This is a genomic window from Ramlibacter pinisoli, assembly GCF_009758015.1.
GTDB classification, from domain to species: Bacteria; Pseudomonadota; Gammaproteobacteria; order Burkholderiales; family Burkholderiaceae_C; genus Ramlibacter; species Ramlibacter pinisoli.
Genome location: NZ_WSEL01000003.1, coordinates 1716954 through 1736989 on the forward strand (window position 1 = coordinate 1716954; position 20036 = coordinate 1736989).

Annotated in this window: 19 protein-coding genes; 2 read left to right on the forward strand and 17 right to left on the reverse strand. The window is 70.2% G+C overall.

Features of this window, described 5'->3' with window-relative positions; translation table 11 throughout:
* Positions 1–11: 11 nt before the first annotated feature.
* Positions 12–755, reverse strand: a complete 744-nt coding sequence (locus tag GON04_RS09455) for a 4'-phosphopantetheinyl transferase family protein (RefSeq protein WP_157397647.1) — start codon at positions 753–755, stop codon at positions 12–14.
* Positions 756–925: 170 nt separating this feature from the next.
* Here GON04_RS09455 and GON04_RS09460 point away from each other — a divergent pair, with 170 nt between their 5' ends.
* Positions 926–1723 (forward strand): polysaccharide deacetylase family protein, encoded by a 798-nt coding sequence (locus GON04_RS09460; RefSeq protein ID WP_157397648.1) that lies wholly within the window; start codon positions 926–928, stop codon positions 1721–1723.
* Between the two features lie 21 nt (positions 1724–1744).
* Here the strand turns inward: GON04_RS09460 and GON04_RS09465 are convergent, their stop codons facing one another.
* The 12 genes from GON04_RS09465 to apbC form a co-directional block, all read right to left on the reverse strand.
* Positions 1745–2578 (reverse strand): formate dehydrogenase accessory sulfurtransferase FdhD, encoded by an 834-nt coding sequence (locus tag GON04_RS09465; RefSeq protein WP_157397649.1) that lies wholly within the window; start codon positions 2576–2578, stop codon positions 1745–1747.
* 38 nt (positions 2579–2616) lie between these two features.
* On the reverse strand, positions 2617–3117 hold the full coding sequence (locus tag GON04_RS09470) for a hypothetical protein (protein ID WP_157397650.1): 501 nt from the start codon (positions 3115–3117) through the stop codon (positions 2617–2619).
* A 78-nt stretch (positions 3118–3195) separates the two neighbouring features.
* Positions 3196–4440 carry a formate dehydrogenase subunit gamma gene (locus GON04_RS09475; RefSeq protein ID WP_157397651.1) on the reverse strand — a complete coding sequence of 415 codons (1245 nt, stop codon included), beginning with the start codon at positions 4438–4440 and terminating at the stop codon, positions 3196–3198.
* A complete protein-coding gene (locus tag GON04_RS09480; RefSeq protein WP_420821527.1) occupies positions 4424–4642 on the reverse strand; it encodes a hypothetical protein in 219 nt (72 codons plus the stop codon). The genes GON04_RS09475 and GON04_RS09480 overlap by 17 nt, the downstream gene beginning before the upstream one ends.
* Positions 4642–5262, reverse strand: coding sequence for a formate dehydrogenase FDH3 subunit beta (fdh3B, locus tag GON04_RS09485; RefSeq protein ID WP_157397653.1), 621 nt, complete (start codon positions 5260–5262; stop codon positions 4642–4644). Before fdh3B ends, GON04_RS09480 begins: the two co-directional genes overlap by 1 nt.
* Before the next feature lie 13 nt (positions 5263–5275).
* The gene (locus GON04_RS09490; RefSeq protein WP_157397654.1) at positions 5276–8260 is read right to left on the reverse strand and encodes a formate dehydrogenase subunit alpha; all 2985 of its coding nucleotides are present in this window, start codon (positions 8258–8260) and stop codon (positions 5276–5278) included.
* A gap of 22 nt (positions 8261–8282) precedes the next feature.
* Positions 8283–8525 (reverse strand): formate dehydrogenase, encoded by a 243-nt coding sequence (locus tag GON04_RS09495; protein WP_157397655.1) that lies wholly within the window; start codon positions 8523–8525, stop codon positions 8283–8285.
* A gap of 196 nt (positions 8526–8721) precedes the next feature.
* On the reverse strand, positions 8722–9339 hold the full coding sequence (locus tag GON04_RS09500) for a TorD/DmsD family molecular chaperone (protein WP_157397656.1): 618 nt from the start codon (positions 9337–9339) through the stop codon (positions 8722–8724).
* The gene (locus tag GON04_RS09505; RefSeq protein WP_157397657.1) at positions 9332–11425 is read right to left on the reverse strand and encodes a 4Fe-4S binding protein; all 2094 of its coding nucleotides are present in this window, start codon (positions 11423–11425) and stop codon (positions 9332–9334) included. The genes GON04_RS09500 and GON04_RS09505 overlap by 8 nt, the downstream gene beginning before the upstream one ends.
* A complete protein-coding gene (locus GON04_RS09510) occupies positions 11352–12008 on the reverse strand; it encodes a DUF3306 domain-containing protein (protein WP_181653970.1) in 657 nt (218 codons plus the stop codon). Before GON04_RS09510 ends, GON04_RS09505 begins: the two co-directional genes overlap by 74 nt.
* A complete protein-coding gene (locus GON04_RS09515) occupies positions 12001–12555 on the reverse strand; it encodes a DUF3305 domain-containing protein (protein WP_157397658.1) in 555 nt (184 codons plus the stop codon). Before GON04_RS09515 ends, GON04_RS09510 begins: the two co-directional genes overlap by 8 nt.
* Before the next feature lie 8 nt (positions 12556–12563).
* A complete protein-coding gene (gene apbC, locus GON04_RS09520) occupies positions 12564–13652 on the reverse strand; it encodes an iron-sulfur cluster carrier protein ApbC (protein ID WP_157397659.1) in 1089 nt (362 codons plus the stop codon).
* A gap of 92 nt (positions 13653–13744) precedes the next feature.
* On the opposite strand from apbC, the gene metG reads away from it, so the two are divergent.
* On the forward strand, positions 13745–15850 hold the full coding sequence (gene metG, locus GON04_RS09525; RefSeq protein ID WP_157397660.1) for a methionine--tRNA ligase: 2106 nt from the start codon (positions 13745–13747) through the stop codon (positions 15848–15850).
* Positions 15851–15866: 16 nt separating this feature from the next.
* Here metG and GON04_RS09530 read toward each other — a convergent pair whose 3' ends face one another.
* The 4 genes from GON04_RS09530 to GON04_RS09545 are packed head-to-tail and all read right to left on the reverse strand — an operon-like array spanning position 15867 to position 19861.
* Positions 15867–16730 (reverse strand): ABC transporter permease, encoded by an 864-nt coding sequence (locus tag GON04_RS09530; RefSeq protein ID WP_157397661.1) that lies wholly within the window; start codon positions 16728–16730, stop codon positions 15867–15869.
* A 2-nt stretch (positions 16731–16732) separates the two neighbouring features.
* Positions 16733–17608: an ABC transporter permease gene (locus GON04_RS09535; RefSeq protein ID WP_157397662.1), complete on the reverse strand. Its 876-nt coding sequence runs from the start codon at positions 17606–17608 to the stop codon at positions 16733–16735.
* A complete protein-coding gene (locus GON04_RS09540) occupies positions 17605–18690 on the reverse strand; it encodes an ATP-binding cassette domain-containing protein (protein ID WP_181653971.1) in 1086 nt (361 codons plus the stop codon). Before GON04_RS09540 ends, GON04_RS09535 begins: the two co-directional genes overlap by 4 nt.
* 1 nt (position 18691) lies before the next feature.
* Positions 18692–19861, reverse strand: coding sequence for an extracellular solute-binding protein (locus GON04_RS09545; RefSeq protein WP_157397663.1), 1170 nt, complete (start codon positions 19859–19861; stop codon positions 18692–18694).
* Positions 19862–20036: the final 175 nt, after the last annotated feature.

Below are 20036 nucleotides of genomic sequence, written 5' to 3' on the forward strand. Positions count from 1 at the left end.
TTGCCTTACCTTCAGAGTGTTGTTTTGCCGTTCCCGTCGCATGCCTGCACTGCCTCGGCAAGCAGCGCGCCATGCGCGGGAGGCGCCAGGTGGCCGCAGCCGGGTGCGGCCGCGAGTCCATCGAGTTCGACCATGCGCACGGTGGCCGGCGCTTCGCAGGCGAGGCTGAGCACGTGCCCCGCCGGTGCCTGCAACCGGATCACCACCATGCCGGTGGCGCGGCGCGTGTCGCCTTCCACCACCTCGTAGAGCGATTCGCCATCGAGCGGACGCAGGGCGATGCGCGGGTTGTCGTCCGCCAGGCCCAGGCCACGCGCCTTCCAGTACGCCTCCAGCGCGGTCCACTGGAGATGGAAGTCCTGGACCTCGGGGGACGGCACATAGAACGGCTCCAGCAGTGCACCATCGGAGCGCTCGTCGATCGGCTCGACGTCGATGCCCACGCGCCCGGCGCCGTTCATCGCGAAGGCCACGAGGCCGCGGCTGCGCGTCAGGCTGAAGGCGGGTGCGTCGGGATGTCCGAGCAGCAACGGGCAGCCGTGGCGATTGGTGCCGAAGCGCAGGTCACCGGCATCGACCCCGAGCGCCAGCCCCAGGGCCATGCGACGCAGCGCGTGGGCCGCAACGTAGGCGCGCTGGTCGGCCGGGAAGCGCAGGCTCGCACAGCGCATGCGCTCCTCCAGGTCCAGCAGGCCTTCGAGTTCGCCGCAGGCCGCGGCACCGAGTGCCTCGGGTCGCGCGGTCCAGACTTCCACTCCATCACACTGCATGACTTGCCTTGCTAGCGTCTTGTCACATGGCATGTTGCCCGTCTAGCTCACGCTTGTGGGGCTCAGTGGCCCGGACGGACTACCTTGGCCGGGACTACAGCGCCACAGGGCGCCGGCCTACAGGCAACCTCGGCAGTCGCGGGAAGATGCGCCCCATGTTCCCGCGTGCCCGACCGATCGCCATCCTCTCGTACCACCAGACAGCTCAACCGCCGCGGCGCGGCACGCCGGTGCGCTCGCTGTTCCTGCCCCCGTGGCGCTTCGCGCTGCAGCTGCGCACCTTGCGGCGGTTGGGCTGGACCGGGCTGTCGATGCGCGACCTCCAACCCTACTTGCAGGGCGAGCGGCATGGCAAGGTGTTCGGCATCACGCTCGACGACGGCTACCTCAACAACTTCGAGCACGCGTTGCCGGTGCTGCGCGAGCTGGGCTTCACCGCCACCGCCTACATCGTCAGCAGCCAGCCCGGCGGCTCCAATGTCTGGGACCACCCGGTCGGCGCTCCGGCGGCCAAGCTGATGGACGTGGCGCACATGAAGGCCTGGCTGCAGGCCGGCATGGAGATCGGTGCCCACACGCGCCACCATGTCGACCTGTCGCGTTGCGATGAAGAGACGGCGCGCGAGGAGATCGCGGGTTCCAGGCAGGACCTGGAACGCATGCTCGACAGCGAGGTGCGCAGCTTCTGCTACCCCTACGGTGGCCACCGGCCCGAGCACGCGGAGATGGCGCGCGCGGCCGGCTACACCACGGCGACCACCATCGTCAGCTCGCGCGCGCGCCGCGACGACGACCCGCTGCGGCTGCCGCGCATCTCCATCCTGCTGCAGGGCTCGCTGCCGCTGGTGGTGGCGCAGGTCACGACCGACTACGAGGACTGGCGGCTGTCGCGCCGCAAGTACCGCTCGCGGCCGAACACGCGCTGGACCATGTCGGCCGGCGCACCGGGCTGAAGCGCCGGCGCCCCGAATCGATCAGCCGGCCAGCCCGGGCTGCCAGCGCACGCGCTCGCGGCCGCTGTAGCAGAGGAAGCGCTTGTTGAGCGCGCGGCCGATGGCGCACAGGCCGAGCTGGGCCGCGATGGACTGGCCCATCTGCGTCATGCCGCTGCGCGAGACGACGATGGCCACGCCCATCTGCGCCGACTTGATCACCATCTCGCTGGTGAGCCGGCCGGTCGTGTAGAACACGTAGGGCGCGTCGGGCGCGGCGTCGGCCGCCGCCAGGCCCTGCATCCACATCCAGCCGGCGATGGTGTCGATGGCGTTGTGGCGCCCGACGTCCTCGACGAACAGCAGCAGCTGCGCGCCGCGGAACAGCGCGCAGGCGTGCACCGAGCCGGCCGACTTGTAGGTGGACTCCTGGTGGCGGATGGCGTCGACGATGCCGTACAGCGACGCCTGCGGCAGCACGGCGTCCGGCAACTGCAGCGAGCCCACCTCGTCCATCAGGGCGCCGAACACGCTGCCCTGGCCGCAGCCGGTGGTGACCACACGTCGGGCGGTGCGCTCCTCGATGCAGTCGATGCCGGAGCGGGTCTTCACCGCGGCGCTGGACACCTCCCAGTCGACCGTGACCGATTCGATCTCGTCGACCGAACGCACCAGACGCTGGTTGCGCAGGTAGCCGAGCACCAGCCACTCCGGCTGGGCGCCCAGCGTCATGAGCGTGACCAGCTCGCGCCGGTCGACGTAGACGGTGAGGTCGCGCTCGGCCGGCATGGCCACGCGCTGCGGCTGGCCGTGCTCGTCGACGGCCTCGATCTCGTGGGTGAGCGGCGCGCGGGCCTGGGTGAGGCGGGGCAGCATGCCCGCAGTCTAGGCGCGCGGGCCCGGGGCGGGCGCGCTCAGGGCTTCTTGCCCGCCGGCGCCATGGTGGCCGAATCCTGGCGCACGCTGGGCGGGCTGGCGGCGTTGCCGGCCGGCGAATGCGCACCGGAGGTCTCCAGCGGCTTCTGCTCGGGCGCGTTGAAGGCGAACGGGCCGGGGTCGGCGCAGGGCGTCGGCGGCACGGAGGCCACCGGGGTGGTGGGCGCCGACCCGGACGCAGCCGCGGCCGGCGCCGACGCCTTGGCCGCCGCCGGAGCAGCCGCTGCAGCCGGAGCCGCGGCGGCAGTCTGCATCGCGACCGGCTTCATGGCGCCCTTGCCGCCAAACCTGGCGGCCACCTTGTCCTGCGCCTTGCACAGCTGGTAGGCGTCGACCTTGCCTTGCCAGGCCGTCTTGGCGGCGGTCTCGGCGGCCTTGGCCTTGGCGGCGTCGTCCTGGGCCGGGGCCGGCAGCTTGGCGAGGGCGGAACCACCGACGGCGGCGGCGGCTACGAGGACGAAGAGGGTGCGTTTGCTCATTGGATAACCTCTGCCCTGCGGGCGGCGGTGCTATGAGCCTTCGGAACGGCCGTGCGGCTCATGGCAGTGTCTCGTGGATCAGGCGGTGCGGACCGGCTCGGCCGAGAGCGGCGCGTCGGGCGGCGTGCTGCGCTGGGCCGGGATCTTGCCGGCGGCGATGTCGTCGTACCAGTACTGGTGGTGCTCGCGGGCCCAGGTCTCGTCGACGTAGCCCTCGCGCATGGCCTTGTAGGCGCCGCGCATGCCGAGGGTGCCGATGTAGATGTGGCCCATGAACACGACCATCATCAGGACCGTGCCCACCGCATGCACCATGTGCGCGATCTGCATGGTCTGGCGGTCGTACACCAGGTCGGGCACCAGCTTGTCGAGCACCACGCCCGAGCTGGCCACCACGATGCCCAGCAGGAACACGCCGATCCAGAACACCACCTTCTCGCCGGCATTGAAGCGGTTCGAGGCCGGCTCGCCGCCGTGCTTGCTGAACAGGCCGCCGGCCCGCAGGATCCAGTGCAGGTCGCCCTTCTGCGGCCAGTTGTCGCGCAGGAAGGTGATGAAGATGATCACCAGCGAGACGATGAACAGCGGGCCGACGAAGTTGTGCAGGGTCTTGAGCAGGTAGGTCAGCCAGCCGAACAGCGTGGTGCCGATCACCGGCTGCAGGATGAACTTGCCGAAGGCCATCACCAGCCCGGAGATGGCCAGAATGCAGAACGCGATGGCGTTGGCCCAGTGCGCCGAGCGCTCGAACGGCGTGAAGCGTTCGATCTTGCGGCCGGTGTCGGGGCCATGCTGCTCGATGGGGCCGCGCGCGAAGTAGAACAGCGCGATGGCGCCCAGCACGATCAGCAGCAGCGCGCCGCCGTAGGGGATGAGCCAGTTGTTGCGCACCTGGCGCCAGGCCTCGCCGGCCGTGGTGTGGCGCGAACCCGGGTAGGTGACGGCCGGCTGCACCAGCACGCCGGCTTCCGGCGCGGTGGCCTTGGGCAGGCTGCTGTAGCCCTCGGCGCCCGAGCCGACGGCGCGCCACATGGGCGCGTTGTTCATCGGCTGCACCTTGGCGCGCTGGCCGTTGTCCTGCTTCAGGTAGTTCGGGTCGGCGCTGGCCTCCGGCTTGACCTCGAAGATGTTCTGGCCCTGGACGCCGGCCGCGCCGGCGTTGCCCGGGGTGGCGGCGGGGGCCGTGGCGGCCGCCGGGGGGGCCGTGGCGGCCGCCGGGGCGGCCGGTGCAGCGGCAGGCTTGTCCTGCGCCGCGGCGCCACAGGCGGCCGCCGCGAGCGCGGCGCCGGCGATCCAGCAGCGGACGCTAGTTGACCTTGACATAGTCGTTCTGCCCCTGCGTACGGGTCTTGAGCTGCTGCTCCCAGGCGGCCTTGTCGCCGGCCTTCCAGTTGCCGGCCGTGAACCCGGCCACGCCGGTGCCCTGGTAAGGGGTGGCGTCGGTGCGTCCGGTGGCGGCGACCTGCGGCTTCTCGCCGCAGGCGGCCAGCAGCAGGACGGCGGTGGTGACGAGGAGCGCGCGCATCATGACTTGGTCCCGTTGGCGGGCTTGCCGGCCTGCTGCGAACCGTAGGCGGTGCCCCAGCCCCAGACCTCGGCGCCCTTGCCGCGCTTGACCACGCGGTTGCGGAAGATGTCGGCCACCACGTCGCCGTCGCCGGCCAGCAGCGCCTTGGTCGAGCACATCTCGGCGCAGGCGGGCAGCTTGCCCTCGGCCAGCCGGTTGCGGCCGTACTTCTCGAACTCGGCCTGCGTGCCGTTGGCCTCGGGGCCGCCGGCGCAGAAGGTGCACTTGTCCATCTTGCCGCGCACGCCGAACGTGCCCGAGGCCGGGAACTGCGGCGCGCCGAACGGGCAGGCGTAGCTGCAGTAGCCGCAGCCGATGCAGACGTCCTTGTCGTGCAGCACCACGCCCTCGTCGGTGCGGTAGAAGCAGTTGACGGGGCAAACCGCCATGCAGGGCGCGTCCGAGCAGTGCATGCAGGCCACCGAGATCGAGCGCTCGCCGGGCACGCCGTCGTTGAGGGTGACGACCCGGCGGCGGTTCACGCCCCAGGGCACCTCGTGCTCGTTCTTGCAGGCGGTGACGCAGCCGTTGCACTCGATGCAGCGCTCGGCGTCGCAGATGAATTTCATTCTTGCCATGTCAGTCCCCTCGTCAGGCCACGCGCTCGATGTTGCAGATCGTGGTCTTGGTCTCCTGCATCATCGTCACACTGTCATAGCCGTAGGTCGTGGCGGTGTTGACCGCCTCGCCGCGCACCACCGGTGCGGCCCCGTTCGGGTAGTACGCCAGCATGTCGGCGCCCTGCCAGCGGCCGGAGAAGTGGAACGGCATCCACACCGTGTCGGGCCCCACCCGTTCGGTCACCAGGGCCTGCACGTTCAGGCGCGCGCCGGTCGGGCTGAGCAGCCACACGCGGTCGCCGTTGCGGATGCCGCGGGCGCCGGCCGCCTTCGGGTTGATCTCGACGAACGCCTCCTGCTGCAGTTCGGCCAGCCAGGGGTTGGAGCGGGTCTCCTCGCCGCCGCCCTCGTACTCGACCAGGCGGCCGGACGACAGGATGAGCGGGAACTTGTCGGCCACCTTGTCGGCGATGTTCTTCTCCTGCACCGTCTTGTAGAGGGTGGGCAGGCGCCAGAACGCCTTCTTGTCGTCGTGCGTCGGGTACTTGGCCACCAGGTCGGGGCGCGTGCTGTAGATCGGCTCGCGGTGCTGCGGGATGGCGTCCGGGAAGTTCCAGACCACGGCGCGCGCCTTGGCGTTGCCGAACACGTGGCAGCCATGGTTCTTCATGGCCACGCGGATGATGCCGCCCGAGTTGTCGGTCTTCCAGTTCTTGCCCTCGGCCAGCGCCTTCTCGGCGTCGGTGAGCTCGTCCCACCAGCCCAGCTTCTTGAGCAGCAAGTGGTCGAACTCGGGGTAGCCGGTGGTGATGTCGGCGCCCTTGGAGTGCGAGCCGTCCTCGGCCAGCAGGTTGACGCCGTTGCGCTCGACGCCGAAGTTGGCGCGGAAGTTGCCGCCGCCGTCCATCACGTGGCGGGTGGTGTCGTACAGGTTGGCCGAGCCGGGGTGCTTGAGCTCCGGGGTGCCGAAGCACGGCCACGGCAGGCCGAAGTAGTCGCCCTCGATGTTGTAGCCGGTCGCCTGGTCGACGTAGCTGCCCTTGGCCTTGAGCGTCTTGACGTCGAACATGTGCATGCTGCGCATGTGCGCCTTCAGCCGCTCGGGGCTCTGGCCCGTGTAGCCGATGGTCCAGACGCACTTGTTGATCTCGCGCAGGATGTCCTCGGGCACGGGCTCGTCCATGCCCTTGACCTTCTGCATCTTGTAGTTCTTGACCAGTTCCTTGCCGAAGCCGAGTTTCTCGGCCAGCTGGTACATGATCATGTGGTCGCTGCGGCTCTCCCAGAGCGGCTCGATCACCTTCTCGCGCCACTGCAACGAGCGGTTGGAGGCCGTGACCGACCCGCTGGTCTCGAACTGGGTGGCCGCCGGCAGCAGGTACACCGCGCGCTTGGGGTTGGCGTCCTCGGGCCGCCCTGGCATCGCTGCCATGGCGGCGGTGGCCGACGGGTAGGGATCGACCACCACCAGCAGGTCCAGCTTGTCCATGGCCCGCTTCATTTCCAGGCCGCGGGTCTGCGAGTTGGGCGCATGGCCCCAGAACACCACGCCGCGCAGGTTGGGGTCCTGGTCGATCAGCTCGTTCTTCTCGAGCACGCCGTCGATCCAGCGCGAGACCGTGATGCCGGGCTTGCTCATCATCCCGACGTTGGCGAAGCGGCCCTTGATCCAGTCGTAGTCGACGCCCCAGGCCTTGGCGAAGTGGCGCCAGGAGCCCTCGACGATGCCGTAGTAGCCGGGCAGCGAATCGGGGTTGGGTCCGATGTCGGTGGCGCCCTGCACGTTGTCATGGCCGCGGAAGATGTTGGCGCCGCCGCCGGAGACACCCACGTTGCCCAGCGCCAGCTGCACGATGCAGGAGGCGCGCACCATGGCGTTGCCGATGCTGTGCTGGGTCTGGCCCATGCACCACACCAGGGTGGACGGGCGGTTCAGGGCCATCATCTCGGCGACCTTGGCCATCTGCGCCTCGGGCACGCCGCAGGCCTCCTCGACCTTGTCGGGAGTCCACTTGGCCATGACCTCCTTCTTGACGTCCTCCATGCCGAAGACGCGGTCGTTGATGTACTTCTTGTCTTCCCAGCCGTTCTTGAAGATGTGGTACAGCATCCCGAACAGGAACGGGATGTCGGTGCCGGAGCGGATGCGCACGTACTCGTCGGCCTTGGCGGCCGTGCGGGTGAAGCGCGGGTCCACCACGATCATCTTGCAGCCGCTCTCCTTGGCGTGGAGCATGTGCAGCATGCTGACCGGGTGCGCCTCGGCGGCGTTGGAGCCGATGTACAACGCGCACTTGCTGTTCTGCATGTCGTTGTACGAGTTGGTCATGGCGCCGTAGCCCCACGTGTTGGCCACGCCGGCCACCGTGGTCGAGTGGCAGATGCGCGCCTGGTGGTCGCAGTTGTTGCTGCCCCACAGGCTGACGAACTTGCGCATCAGGTACGACTGCTCGTTGTTGTGCTTGGACGAGCCGACCCAGTACAGGGCCTCCGGTCCGCTCGCCTTGCGCAGCTCCAGCACCTTGGCGCTGATCTCGTCCAGCGCCTGGTCCCAGCTGATGCGCTGGTACTTGCCGTCGACCAGCTTCATCGGGTAGCGCAGGCGGTACTCGCCGTGGCCGTGCTCGCGCAGCGCGGCACCCTTGGCGCAGTGCGCACCCAGGTTCAGCGGCGAGTCGAACACCGGCTCCTGGCGCACCCAGACGCCGTTCTCGACGACGGCGTCGACCGCGCAGCCCACCGAGCAGTGGCCGCAGACGGTGCGCTTGACCTCGATCTTGCCCTTGCCGACGGCGGCCTCGCCGTTGCCGGCGGCCTGCGCCTTCTTCACCAGGGTCAGGCTGCCGGCGGCGATGCCGACCCCGACGCCCAGGCCCGAGCGGCGCAGGAAGGAGCGCCGGTCCATGGTGGGCAGCGCGTGCGACAGGCCGCGCTGCAGGCTGTGGATGAACGGCGAGCGCCCTTCGGCGCGCGCGTGCGAGGCGGCCTGGCCGGCCGTTTTCTTCGTCAGCAACATGGATTGGCCTCCGGCAACGGAGTTAGAGACGGGTGGTCTTGTAGTAGCGCTTGACGTGCTCGGAGAGCACGTAGCCGCCGCCCCGTTCTGGTGCGGGCTTGGCGGGCACCGACGCGGATTCGACCGCTTCCTGTGCACCGGGCACCAGGCTGACCGCGGCCGCGAGGGCTCCCACGGTGCCGGCGCCTGCAAACAGGGTGCGCCGGGACAGCTTGCTGTCAGAGGAGGGAACGACTGGCGCCCCCGTGTTGGCAGGTCTGGACATGCGGTCTCCTGTACTACGACTGTGTAGACATGCTATGCAACGCTGAGCATAGCCACATGCACGGTTTTGGGTAGAGGGGAAACCATCTGCGACAGAACCGACACCGGGGCCCGTCAGGCGTTCGTCAGAGAGGGATTAGAGTGAAAACGCCTCGCGGAGGTGCGCACCCCTCCGGGAAAATCCCTAGCCGACTAGCTCAGTCGAGCAGGTCGAAACCCTGCTGCTCGACGCTGAAGAAGGCCTGCGCGAATCCGGCCAGCGCGGCATAGAAGCGCGCGCGCGGATGCGCGGCCACGGCCTCGCACATCGCCTGCACCCAGGGCTGCAGGTGGGCGGCGTAGAACTGCGCCTGGCGGGTGAGGTTGGACACCGCGACGTCGTCGCCGGCGATCAGGTAGCGCATCACCTCGCACAGGTAGGCCAGGTGGTCCTCGGTCTCGGACATGGCCTCGTCGCGCGCCAGGCCCAGCGCGGCCAGGTCGTCGCGCAGCCGGGCGACCGGGCGCTCGTTCAGGAATCCGGTGAGGTAGTGCGAGCCGAACAGGTAGAGCTCGGGCTTGCCGACGCCGCCGAACAGCGCATCGTGTTCGGCCGCGATCTCGGCGTCGCCCATCTCGCGCGCCAGGCCGACGACGGCGCGCCAGGGTTCCTCGAGGAAGCCGCCGGCCGCCGGCGCCTCGGTGACCGCCACCCGCAGCGCGCCCAGCAGCGCCGGCGGCGGCGGTGCATAGAACAATTGCGCGAGCAGACCGTAGACCTCGGCACGCGCCGTTTCCTCGTCGAGGGCGGACGAGCCGGACAGGAGTTCAGACATCGGTGATCTTCTGTTCGCGCTCGGACGAATAGATGTCGATGACGCGGCAGTCGCCGCACATCTTCAGGCGCTCCAGCGCGGCACCCTGGAACATGGAATGGCCGGACAGCTTGCCCAGCATGGCCTCGATGGCCTTGAGCGTGCCGAAGGGCTTGCCGCAGCGCACGCAGGCGTACGGGCGGGTCTCGTTCAGCACCCGGGCCTCGCGCCGTGCCGGCCCGAGCAGCAGGCGCGGCTGCAGGGTGATGGCGTCCTCGGGGCAGGTGGTCGCGCACAGCCCGCACTGGACGCAGTTCTTCTCGATGAAGCGCAGCTGCGGCAGCTGCGGGTTGTCCTGCAGGGCGCTTGCCGGGCAGGCGCTGACGCAGCTCATGCACAGCGTGCAGCGCTCCTTGTCGACCGCGATGGTGCCGAACGGCGCGCCGGCGGCGGGCAGCTCGATCGCCTCGGGCAGCGCCGCTGCCTGCGCGACCAGGTGGTCGAGCGCGAGTTCCAGCGTGGCGCGCTTCTCGGCGGCGACGGCGTAGCGGGCCGCTTCCTTCGGGCCCTGCTGGCGCGTGCCGGCCAGCGACTGCAGCCCGCCGTCGAGCGCCGCGACCGACGTCGCCTGCAGCAGCTCGAAGTGGGTGCCGGCGTAGCCCAGGCCGCGCAGGATCGTCTGGCCGACGGCCATCTGCTTCCGCAGGCCCTGCACGTACTGCGGCGCCTCGTCGCCCGTGACCAGCACCACCACCTGGCGCGCGCCGAAGGCGATGGCCGACAGCCACAGGTCCAGCCCGGTGCTGGCGGTGTGCCACAGGGCGACCGGGATCACGTTCGCGGGCACGCCCTGCGCCTGGCGCAGGCGCGCCGCGCGGCCCAGGTCCTCGACCAGCCGCGTGCCCTGCTCCTGCGAGTGGAACAGCAGGGTCGCATCGCGGCCACCGGCCGCCGTGTAGGTGGCCAGCAGCGTGCGCAGCTGCAGGCCCTGCTCGCCGGTGCGCGGGTACGCGTAGCCCAGCGCACCGGTCGGGCACACCGTCGTGCAGGCGCCGCAGCCCACGCACAGGTTGGGGTTGACGACGATCTGCTGGCGCGAGGGCTCGCTGCGGATGGCGGCGGCCGAGCAGATGTCGACGCAGGCCTTGCAGCCCACCTGCTCGTTGCGGCTGTGCGCGCACAGCTTCTGCTTGTAGGTGAAGAACTTGGGCTTCTCGAACTCGCCCACCAGCTCGCGCAGCCGCAGCACGGTGCGCAGGCCCGCCTCGCCGGCCAGGGCGTCGGGCGCCGGCAGGTGGAAGTAGCCCTGCGGCGGCGCGTGCTGCGCGAACGCCGGCTCGGCGCGCAGGTCCAGCACCAGGTCGAAGGTGTCGGCCTGCCCGGAGGCGCTGCGCGAGAAATCGATGGCACCGGCAGCGTCGCAGGCTTTCACGCAGGCGCGGTGGCCGGTGCAGCGCGCCAGGTCGATCTGGTAATCGAGCCCGATGGCGCCCTCGGGGCAGACCGCGATGCAGGCGTTGCAGCGGGTGCACAGGTCGAGGTCGATCGGGTTGGTGGCGGTCCAGGCGAGCTCGAACGCGCCCAGCCAGCCGGCGAGCCGGTCGATGCGGCCGGCCAGCACCGGGATCGTGCGTTCCTGAGCGCCGGCGCCGCCCTGGGCGAAGGCCGTGACCTCCAGCGCGTCGCCGACCAGCGTGGCGACCTTCTCGGCCTGCTGGACCGGACCGATGACCAGCAGGCGGCCGGCGCTGCGGTAGGTGACGGTGGGCACCGGCTCGGGCTCGGGCAGGTGGGCCGCGGCCAGCAGCGCCGCGATCTTGGGCATGGCCTGCGCCGCGTCGCGGCTCCAGCCGCCGGTCTCGCGGATGTTGACGAAGTGCACCGGCGCCACGGCGCCTTCGGTCTGGCGGCCGACCTCGGCGAACAGGCGCTTTTCCTGGGTGCAGGCGACGACGACGTCGCCGCTGCCGCGCACGGCCTGCTGGAAGGCGCCGGCCTCGCGCCGGCACAGGCTGGAATGCAGCGTCAGCGACTCACCCAGTGCCGTGCCCAGGCTCTTCGCCTGGAGCGGCATGGTCTTGTTGCAGTCGCAGATCAGGGTCGGCATGGTCGGCAAGCGGCGCGGTCGGCGCAATCAGCGGGGTCGGATCCGCGGCGCCCGACTGTGCCACGGAATCGGCCGGCAACTCCTCCGCACCTTCCCTTGTTGCGCCACCGGGAGCGGCGTCTTCGCGCTCTTCTTCACGGAAAAGCCCCAGGAACTTCGCGCTGGCCAGGCTGCGCAGCATGGACTCGGGAATCGGATCGGGCTTGCTGTAGTCGTCGATGTAGACGTCCAGCCCGTCCTGGATGTTGTAGCGCGGGTCGGCGAACAGCTTCTTGACGGCCGCGTTCTTCACGTCCGGCGCCACGTCGCGGCCGACGAAGCGGCGGAAATCCGACTCGGGCGTGAGGGCCTGCACATCCTCCAGCGTCGGCGGCGGCGGTTCCGGCTCGGCGGCCGGCGGCGCGACCGGCGCCTGCTGCCCGGCCGCCAGCGCGACCCCGTCCGGATCGACGTCTGGCTGCACGGCCGGCAACACCGGCGCAACGGCCGCCGGTGGGGCGACGACGGCCGGCTCGTCCAGCGGCTTGCCATCCTTCGCGTCGAGCTTGCGGCGCGACCAGCGGCCCAGGAAACCGTCAGCCACCGCCGCCTCCGCCGCCGCGGCGCTTGCCGTCGGTGGACACGCTGGCCGGATTGCCGAACCGGTCCTGCAGCGGCCGGAAGCTCTCCGGCCGCTTGCGCTGCTTGGGCTCGGGCACGTAGTGCGCATCGGCGAAGGCGCGCATCCAGGCGACCACCTCGGGCGGGGCCGGCACCTGTTCCACCGTCTCCTGCGCGTCGAGCCAGCGACCGGCGTCGTGGTAGCTGAGCGTCACCATCTCGGGCCGGGCGATCGGTTCGTCTGCCAGGCTCGCGGTCTCTTCCATGCGCCACAGCACGAACCAGCACGGGGCCGGCGTGGTGGCGTTGAGGTAGTAGCCCTCGGCGTCGTCGCGCCACAGCTCGACGGTGTAGCCGGGGTGGAGCCAGCGCTCCTCGTGCTCGTCGGTCCCGATGCGGCGCGGCTCGGTGCCGAACGCCGGCTCGTGCAGCACCACGTCGTGCAGCACCCAGCGCCAGGTCTGCCAGGGGTTGTCGATGCGCTCGCGGCGCATCACCACGTCGACCTGCAGGCTGGGGCGCGGGTCCATGGCCGGAATCAGGTGGTCTTGGAGACGGTGATGGTCGGGAACTTGGCCGAGAAATCCTTGGCCTTGCTCGCCACGCGCACCGCGACCCGGCGCGCCACGTCCCGGTAGATGCCGGCCACCGGGCCGTCGGGGTCGGCCACCACGGTGGGCTTGCCGTTGTCGGCATGCAGGCGGATGGCCATGTCCAGCGGCAGCGCGCCCAGGTAGTCGAGGCCGCGGTCGGCGGCGTAGCGCTTGCCGCCGTCCTCGCCGAAGATGTGCTCGACGTGGCCGCAGTTGCTGCACACGTGCACCGCCATGTTCTCGACCAGGCCGAGGATGGGCACGCCCACCTTCTCGAACATGGCCACCGCCTTGCGGGCGTCCAGCAGCGCGATGTCCTGCGGGGTGGTGACGACGATCGCGCCGGTCATGGGCACGCGCTGCGACAGGGTGAGCTGGATGTCGCCGGTACCGGGCGGCAGGTCGACCACCAGGTAGTCGAGTTCGCGCCAGTTGGTCTGGCGCAGCAGCTGCTCGAGCGCCTGGGTGGCCATGGGGCCGCGCCAGATCATGGCCTCGTCGGGGTTGACCAGGAAGCCGATCGACATGACTTGCACGCCGTAGTTCTCCAGCGGGTCCATGGTCTTGCCGTCCGAGCTGTCGGGGCGGCCGTCGATGCCCATCATCATGGGCTGGCTGGGGCCGTAGATGTCGGCATCGAGCAGACCGACCGACGCGCCCTCGGCGGCCAGCGCCAGCGCCAGGTTGACGGCCGTGGTGCTCTTGCCGACGCCGCCCTTGCCGGATGCCACGGCGATGATGTTCTTCACGTTGGGCATCAGCTGCACGCCGCGCTGCACGGCATGCGGGATGACCCGGGTCACGATGTTGGCGGTGACCGCGGTCACGCCGGGCACGCCCCGGGCGGCGGCCACCAGGGCCTGTCGCAGCGCCGGCACCTGCGACCGGGCCGGGTAGCCGAGCTCGACGTCGAACGAGACGTCGCCGCCCTGGACCTGCAGGTTCTTCAGGGCTTTCGTGGACACGAAGTCCTGGCCCGTGTTGGGGTCCTGGACGGCCGCAAGCGCGGCGAGAAGCTGGTCGGGGGTTGCCATGGAAGGGGACGCGTGGGGGAGCGGCCAGTTTACCCACGCGGCGAGAGCCCCTTCGCGCCGCCTAAAATCGCCGGCTCTCCGCGGAAACCCTCATGTCCTCCCAGCGCCACCTCTTCGTGACCACCGCCCTGCCGTACGCCAACGGCAAGTTCCACATCGGCCACATCATGGAATACATCCAGGCCGACGTCTGGGTGCGGCACCAGCGCATGGGCGGGCACAAGGTGCATTTCGTCGGCGCCGACGACGCGCACGGGGCGCCGATCATGATCGCGGCCGAGAAGGCCGGCCAGACGCCGCAGGCATTCGTGGCCGCCATCGCCGCCGGCCGCAAGGCCTACCTCGACGGCTTCCACATCCGCTTCGACAACTGGCACTCGACCGACAGCGCCGAGAACACCGAGCTGGCGCAACAGATCTACCGCGACCTCAAGGCCAACGGCCTCATTGCCAGCCGCACCATCGAGCAGTTCTTCGACCCCGAGAAGAACATGTTCCTGCCCGACCGGTTCATCAAGGGCGAGTGCCCCAACTGCCACGCGCAGGACCAGTACGGCGACAACTGCGAGGTGTGCAGCAAGGTCTACAGCCCCACCGACCTGATCAACCCGTATTCGACGCTGTCGGGCGCCAAGCCGGTGCTGCGCAGCTCGGAGCATTTCTTCTTCCGCCTGTCCGACCCGCGCTGCCTGCGCTTCCTCACCCAGTGGACGACCAGCGGTGCGGTGCAGCCCGAGGTGCTGAACAAGATCAGCGAGTGGCTGCGGCCGGACGAGACCGGTGCCACGGCGCTGGGCGACTGGGACATCAGCCGCGACGCGCCCTACTTCGGCATCCCGATCCCGGACGCCCCGGGCAAGTACTTCTACGTCTGGCTCGACGCGCCGGTGGGCTACCTGGCCTCGCTGAAGAACTACTTCGACAAGGGCGGCGCCCGGGCGGGCGGCGAGCCGCGCAGCTACGAGGACTTCATCGCCGACCCGGCGGTGGAGCAGGTGCACTTCATCGGCAAGGACATCATCACCTTCCACACCCTGTTCTGGCCGGCGATGCTGCACTTCAGCGGCCGCAAGGTGCCCGGCAAGGTGTTCGTGCACGGCTTCCTCACCGTCAACAACGGCGAGAAGATGAGCAAGAGCCGCGGCACCGGGCTCGACCCGCTCAAGTACCTGTCGCTGGGCATGAATTCGGAGTGGCTGCGCTACTACCTGGCCGCCAAGCTCACCGGGCGCAACGAGGACATCGATTTCAACCCCGAGGACTTCATGGCCCGGGTCAACAGCGACCTGGTGGGCAAGTTCGTCAACATCGCCAGCCGGGCGGTGAAGTTCGTGCCCGGCGGCCAGCTGGTGGGCTCGTTCAGCGCCGAGGAGAGCCGCTCCATCCGCCTGGTCGACGAGGTGCGCAACCTGTACGAGGGCCGCGAGTACGGCAAGGCGCTGCGCGAGATCATGGCGTACGCCGACGCCGTGAACGAGCGCTTCGACGGCGCCGCGCCCTGGAAGCTGGTCAAGGAAGGCAAGCCGGAGGAGGCGGCGCTGGTTTGCTCGGAGTGCCTGGAGGCCTTCAAGGTCATGACCGCCTGCCTCAAGCCCGTGCTGCCGCTCCTGGCCGAGCAGGCCGAAGCCTTCCTGCGCTGCGCGCCGCTCGACTGGTCGAACGCCGCCACGCCGCTGGGCGCCGGCCACGTGGTGGGCCAGTACCAGCACCTGATGCAGCGGGTCGACGCCAAGCAGCTGGACGCGCTGTTCGAGGTGCCGGCCGAGGCCGCCGCGGCCGCGGCCCAGCCCGCTGTGCAGCCCGCGGCCGCAGCCGCAGCGGGCGGTGACGGCCTGCCTGGCGGCGAGGCCCTCGCCCCCGAGATCACGATCGACGACTTCGCCAAGATCGACCTGCGCATCGCGAAGATCGTGCAGTGCGAGCCGGTCGAGGGCTCGAAGAAGCTGCTGCGCCTGACGCTGGACGCGGGCGAAGGCCGGCAGCGCACCGTGTTCTCCGGCATCGCCTCGGCCTACCGGCCCGAGCAGCTGGTGGGCAAGCTGACGGTGCTGGTGGCCAACCTGGCGCCGCGCAAGATGAAGTTCGGCCTCAGCGAAGGCATGGTGCTGGCCGCCAGCCACGGCGACGAAAAGGCGCAGCCCGGCATCTACGTGCTGGAGCCCGGCACCGGCGCACAGCCCGGCATGCGGGTGCGCTGAAGGGCGGCGGCGACGCTCAGGCGTGCGCCGGCTGCTCCTTGACGCGCGACACCAGCTGGGTCGGGCTGACGAAGCGCATCGCGATCAGCAGCCAGACCAGCGTGACGCCCATGTACACGATGGCCATGGCGTCCACCGACTGCGGCGCGCGCACGCCGGCCGCGAACACGGCGTAGTACAGCGCCACCACCAGCGTCTGCGAATCGGCGCCGGCGGTCAGGAAGGTGAGCTCGAACATCGCCACCGTGCGCACCAGCACCAGCAGCGACGCCGCCAGGATGCCCGGCACCAGCAGCGGCACCAGCACGTGCAGGAACACCTGCCAGGTGCGGGCGCCGAACACCCGCGCCGCCGACTCCAGGTTGATGTCGATCTGCTCGATGAAGGGCGTCATCACCAGGATCACGAACGGCAGCGCCGGCAGCAGGTTGGCCAGGATCACGCCCCACAGCGTGCCGGCCAGGTGCAGCTGGTAGAACACCGTCGCCAGCGGGATGCCGTAGGTGATGGGCGGAACCAGCATCGGCAGCAGGAACAGGGTCATGAGCACGCGCTTGCCGCGGAAGTCGCGCCGTGCCAGGGCGTACGCGGCCGGCACGCCGAGCAGGACGGACAGCCCCACCACCGCGGCCACCACCTCCACCGTCACCAGCAGCACCTGCGACAGCTGGAACTCCTTCCAGGCCGCCGCGTACCACTGGGTGGTGAAGTGCTCGGGGAGCACGGTGCCGAACCAGCGCTGCGCGAACGAGTTCACGGCGACCGCCAGCACCATCATGGCGACGTTCAGCAGGAAGAAGGCCATCACGGCCACGACCACGGCGTTCCAGCAGCGGCCGCCCCAGCTGCCGGCGATGCGACGGTCGGGGGCGCCTGCCATGGTCAGCCCTTGCCCCCGCCGGCCGGGCCGCGGTACAGGAAGTTGCGCGATGCCAGCACCAGCGCCACCACGGCCAGCTGCACCACGCCCATGACCATGGCGATGGCCGAGGCCAGCGAGTAGTCGTAGGCCTCGAACGCCGCCTCGTAGGCGGCGATGGAGATCACGCGGGTCGGCCCGGCCGGTGCGCCCAGCAGCACGGCCGACGGGAAGACCGAGAAGGCCTGCACGAAGGCCAGGCAGAAGGTCATCGCCAGGCCGCTGAGCAGCAGCGGGAAGATGACGTGCCGGAACTGCTGCCAGGGCGGAGCGCCCAGCGTGGCGGCGGCGCGGGCCAGCGCGGGGTCGATGCCGGTGATGTACGACAGCGTGAGCAGGAAGGCGAACGGGAAGCCCGAGATCACCAGCGAGATCAGCACGCCCCAGTAGTTGTGGGTCAGGCGCACCGGGCCGTCCCACAGGGCGAGCGCCTGCACCGCCTGCGAGAACCAGCCGCGCGGGCCGAAGTAGGTGAGCATGCCCTCGGCGATCAGCACCGTGCCCAGCGTCAGCGGCACCGTGACCAGGGTGGTGGCCACCTTCTGGAACGGGCTGCGGTTGCGCAGCCGGTAGGCCACCGGGATCGCCAGCCCCACGTTGATCAGCGTGGCCGGCAGGGCCAGCTTCAGCGTGGTGGCGATGGTGTTCCACAGGGTCGGCTTGTTCCAGAACTCCAGGTAGTTGGCGAAGGTGTCCTTGCCCTCGGGCGTGAACGACAGCACCAGCCCGCTGAGGAAGGGATAGACGAACACCGCGACCACGAACAGGGTGGCCGGCAGCGCCATCCAGAACGCGGGGTCGCGCAGCGCCGAGCTGCCACGGGCCGGTTCGCCCGTCATGCGGCGGCCTCGCGCGGGAACACCAGCACCCGGTCGGGCGGCGCCGCCACCACCACGCGGTCGCCGGCCCGGGCGCGGCCGACGGTGCGCGCGAACAGCGACACGCCGCCGTCGGTGCGCAGCATGAACAGGCTCTCCTTGCCGTAGTACTCCACGCCTTCCACCGTGGCCTCGAGGCGGGCGTCGCCCGCCGTGGCCGCGTCGGCGAAGCGCAGGTCGTCCGGCCGGATGGCGGCCACGACCGGGCCGGTGGCGACGGTGCCCGCCAGCGGGCGCGCCATCGCGATGCCGGGCCCCGCCAGCCGCAGGGTGGCACCGTCGACGGTCGCCTCCAGCGGCAGCTCGTTGCGGTAGCCCATGAAACGGGCCACGGCCAGGCTCTCGGGCTGGGCGTACACCGTGGCCGGCGTGCCGACCTGCTGCACCCGGCCGTCCTTCATGACGACGATGCGGTCGGCCAGCGACAGCGCCTCGTCCTGGTCGTGCGTCACGTAGATCGTGGTGCGGCCGAGCTCGCCATGGATGCGGCGGATCTCGGTGCGCATCTCCAGCCGCAGCTTGGCATCGAGGTTGGACAGCGGCTCGTCCATCAGTACCAGCGGCGGCTCGATGACGATGGCGCGGGCGATGGCCACGCGCTGCTGCTGGCCGCCCGACAGCTGGCCGGGCAGCTTGCGGGCGTGGTCGCTCAGTTGCACCAGCGCCAGCGCGCGCGCCACCCGGCGGTCGAGCTCGGCGCGCGGCACCTTGCGCATCAGCAGGCCGAAGCCGACGTTGCGCGCCACCGTCATGTGCGGGAACAGCGCGTAGTTCTGGAACACCATGCCGAAGCCGCGCCGCTCCGGCGGCAGCTGGTCGACGCGCTGCTCGTCCAGGAAGATCTGCCCCTGCGACAGGGGCAGCAGGCCGGCGATGCAGTTGAGGGCGGTGGACTTGCCGCAGCCCGAAGGCCCCAGCAGGGCGATGAACTCGCCGCGCCGCACCTCCAGGCTCAGGCCGTCGAGCGCCGTGGCGGACCCGTGCGGGCCGCCGAACCTGCGGGTGACGCCGTCGAGCCGCAGGCTGCCGAAGTCGTTGCGCACGTCAGCGCAGCTTCTGCCCGCCGACTTCCTCGTCCCACTTGCGGAACGCCTTGACCAGCGCCTGCGAGTCGAGCGGCTGCACGTGCGGTCGGCTGGCGATCCAGTCGGCGTATTCGGCCCGGCCGAATTCCTTGATCACGTCCTGGCTCTCCTTGGGCGCCATCGTCAGCGGCACGTTGGCGACCGCCGGGCCGGGGTAGAAGTAGCCCTTGTCCCAGGTCAGCGCCTGCTGCGGCGGCTGCAGCAGGAAGGCCATGAGGTCCAGCACGATGGCCTGCTTGGCCGCCGGCATGCCCTTGGGAACCATCATGTACTGGGTGTCGTTGACCCAGGTGAAGTCCTTGAAGGCGGCGATCTTGTAGTTCTTGGGCACCACGCCCAGGGCGCGCGGGTTGATGTCCCAGCCGGTGACGCTGACGGTCATGTCGCGCGAGCCCTCGCCCAGCTCGCGCATCACCGCGCCGGTGCCGCCCGGGTAGTACTCGATGCAGGTGTTCAGGTCCTTCAGGTAGGCCCAGGTCTTGGCCCAGCCGTTGACCGGGTCCTTGGGGTCCTTGTCGCCCAGCAGGTAGGGCAGTCCCATGAGGAAGGTGCGGCCCGGGCCCGAGTTGGCCGGCCGGGCGTAGATCAGCTTGTTCGGGTTGGCCTTGCACCAGGCCAGCAGTTCCTGCGGCGTGGTGGGCACCTGCTTGACCTTGTCGGGGTTGTACTCGAGCAACGGTCCGCCGGTCATGAACACCACCGCCAGCGCCTGGTCCTTGGCCAGTTCCTGCATCTTGCGCGCCTGCGGCAGGTAGTTGTCCATCAGCTTGGGGAACTTGGCCGCATGGTCGGGCAGCACCTTGAGCCACAGGCCCTGCTCGACGCCGGCCGACAGGATGTCGGTGCCGCCCAGGACCATGTCGATGTCGACCCGGTTGGCGCCCTGCATGGCCTTGATCTTGCCGGGCAGCTCCGGCGCCGGCGCCTTGGTGAAGGCGAAGCGCACGTTCGGGTTCTTGGCCGTGTAGCCCTCGATCGCGTCCTGCAGCAGCGCCAGGGCCCCGCCCACGTCGACCACGTTGATGGTGACGGTCTGTGCGTGGACCGCGCCGGCGGCCATGGCCAGGGCGGTGGCCGCGAGCAGCCGGCGCGCGCCGGCGGCCAAAGCGGGTTTGAACAGCAGCTTCATGGATGTCTCCTGTGCCGCCGCAGCGGCTTGGTTCGATGCCTGCGAGCCGCCGCGGTGCGGGGCCCGCGCGACGGGTCCATTCAACCAGCGCCGCCCGGCGCCCACCTCGGGACAGTCTCGGTTGACGCCGCCGGCCCGCTGTGCTCGGAAGAGGGGCCGCCGCAACGGCCGCTTA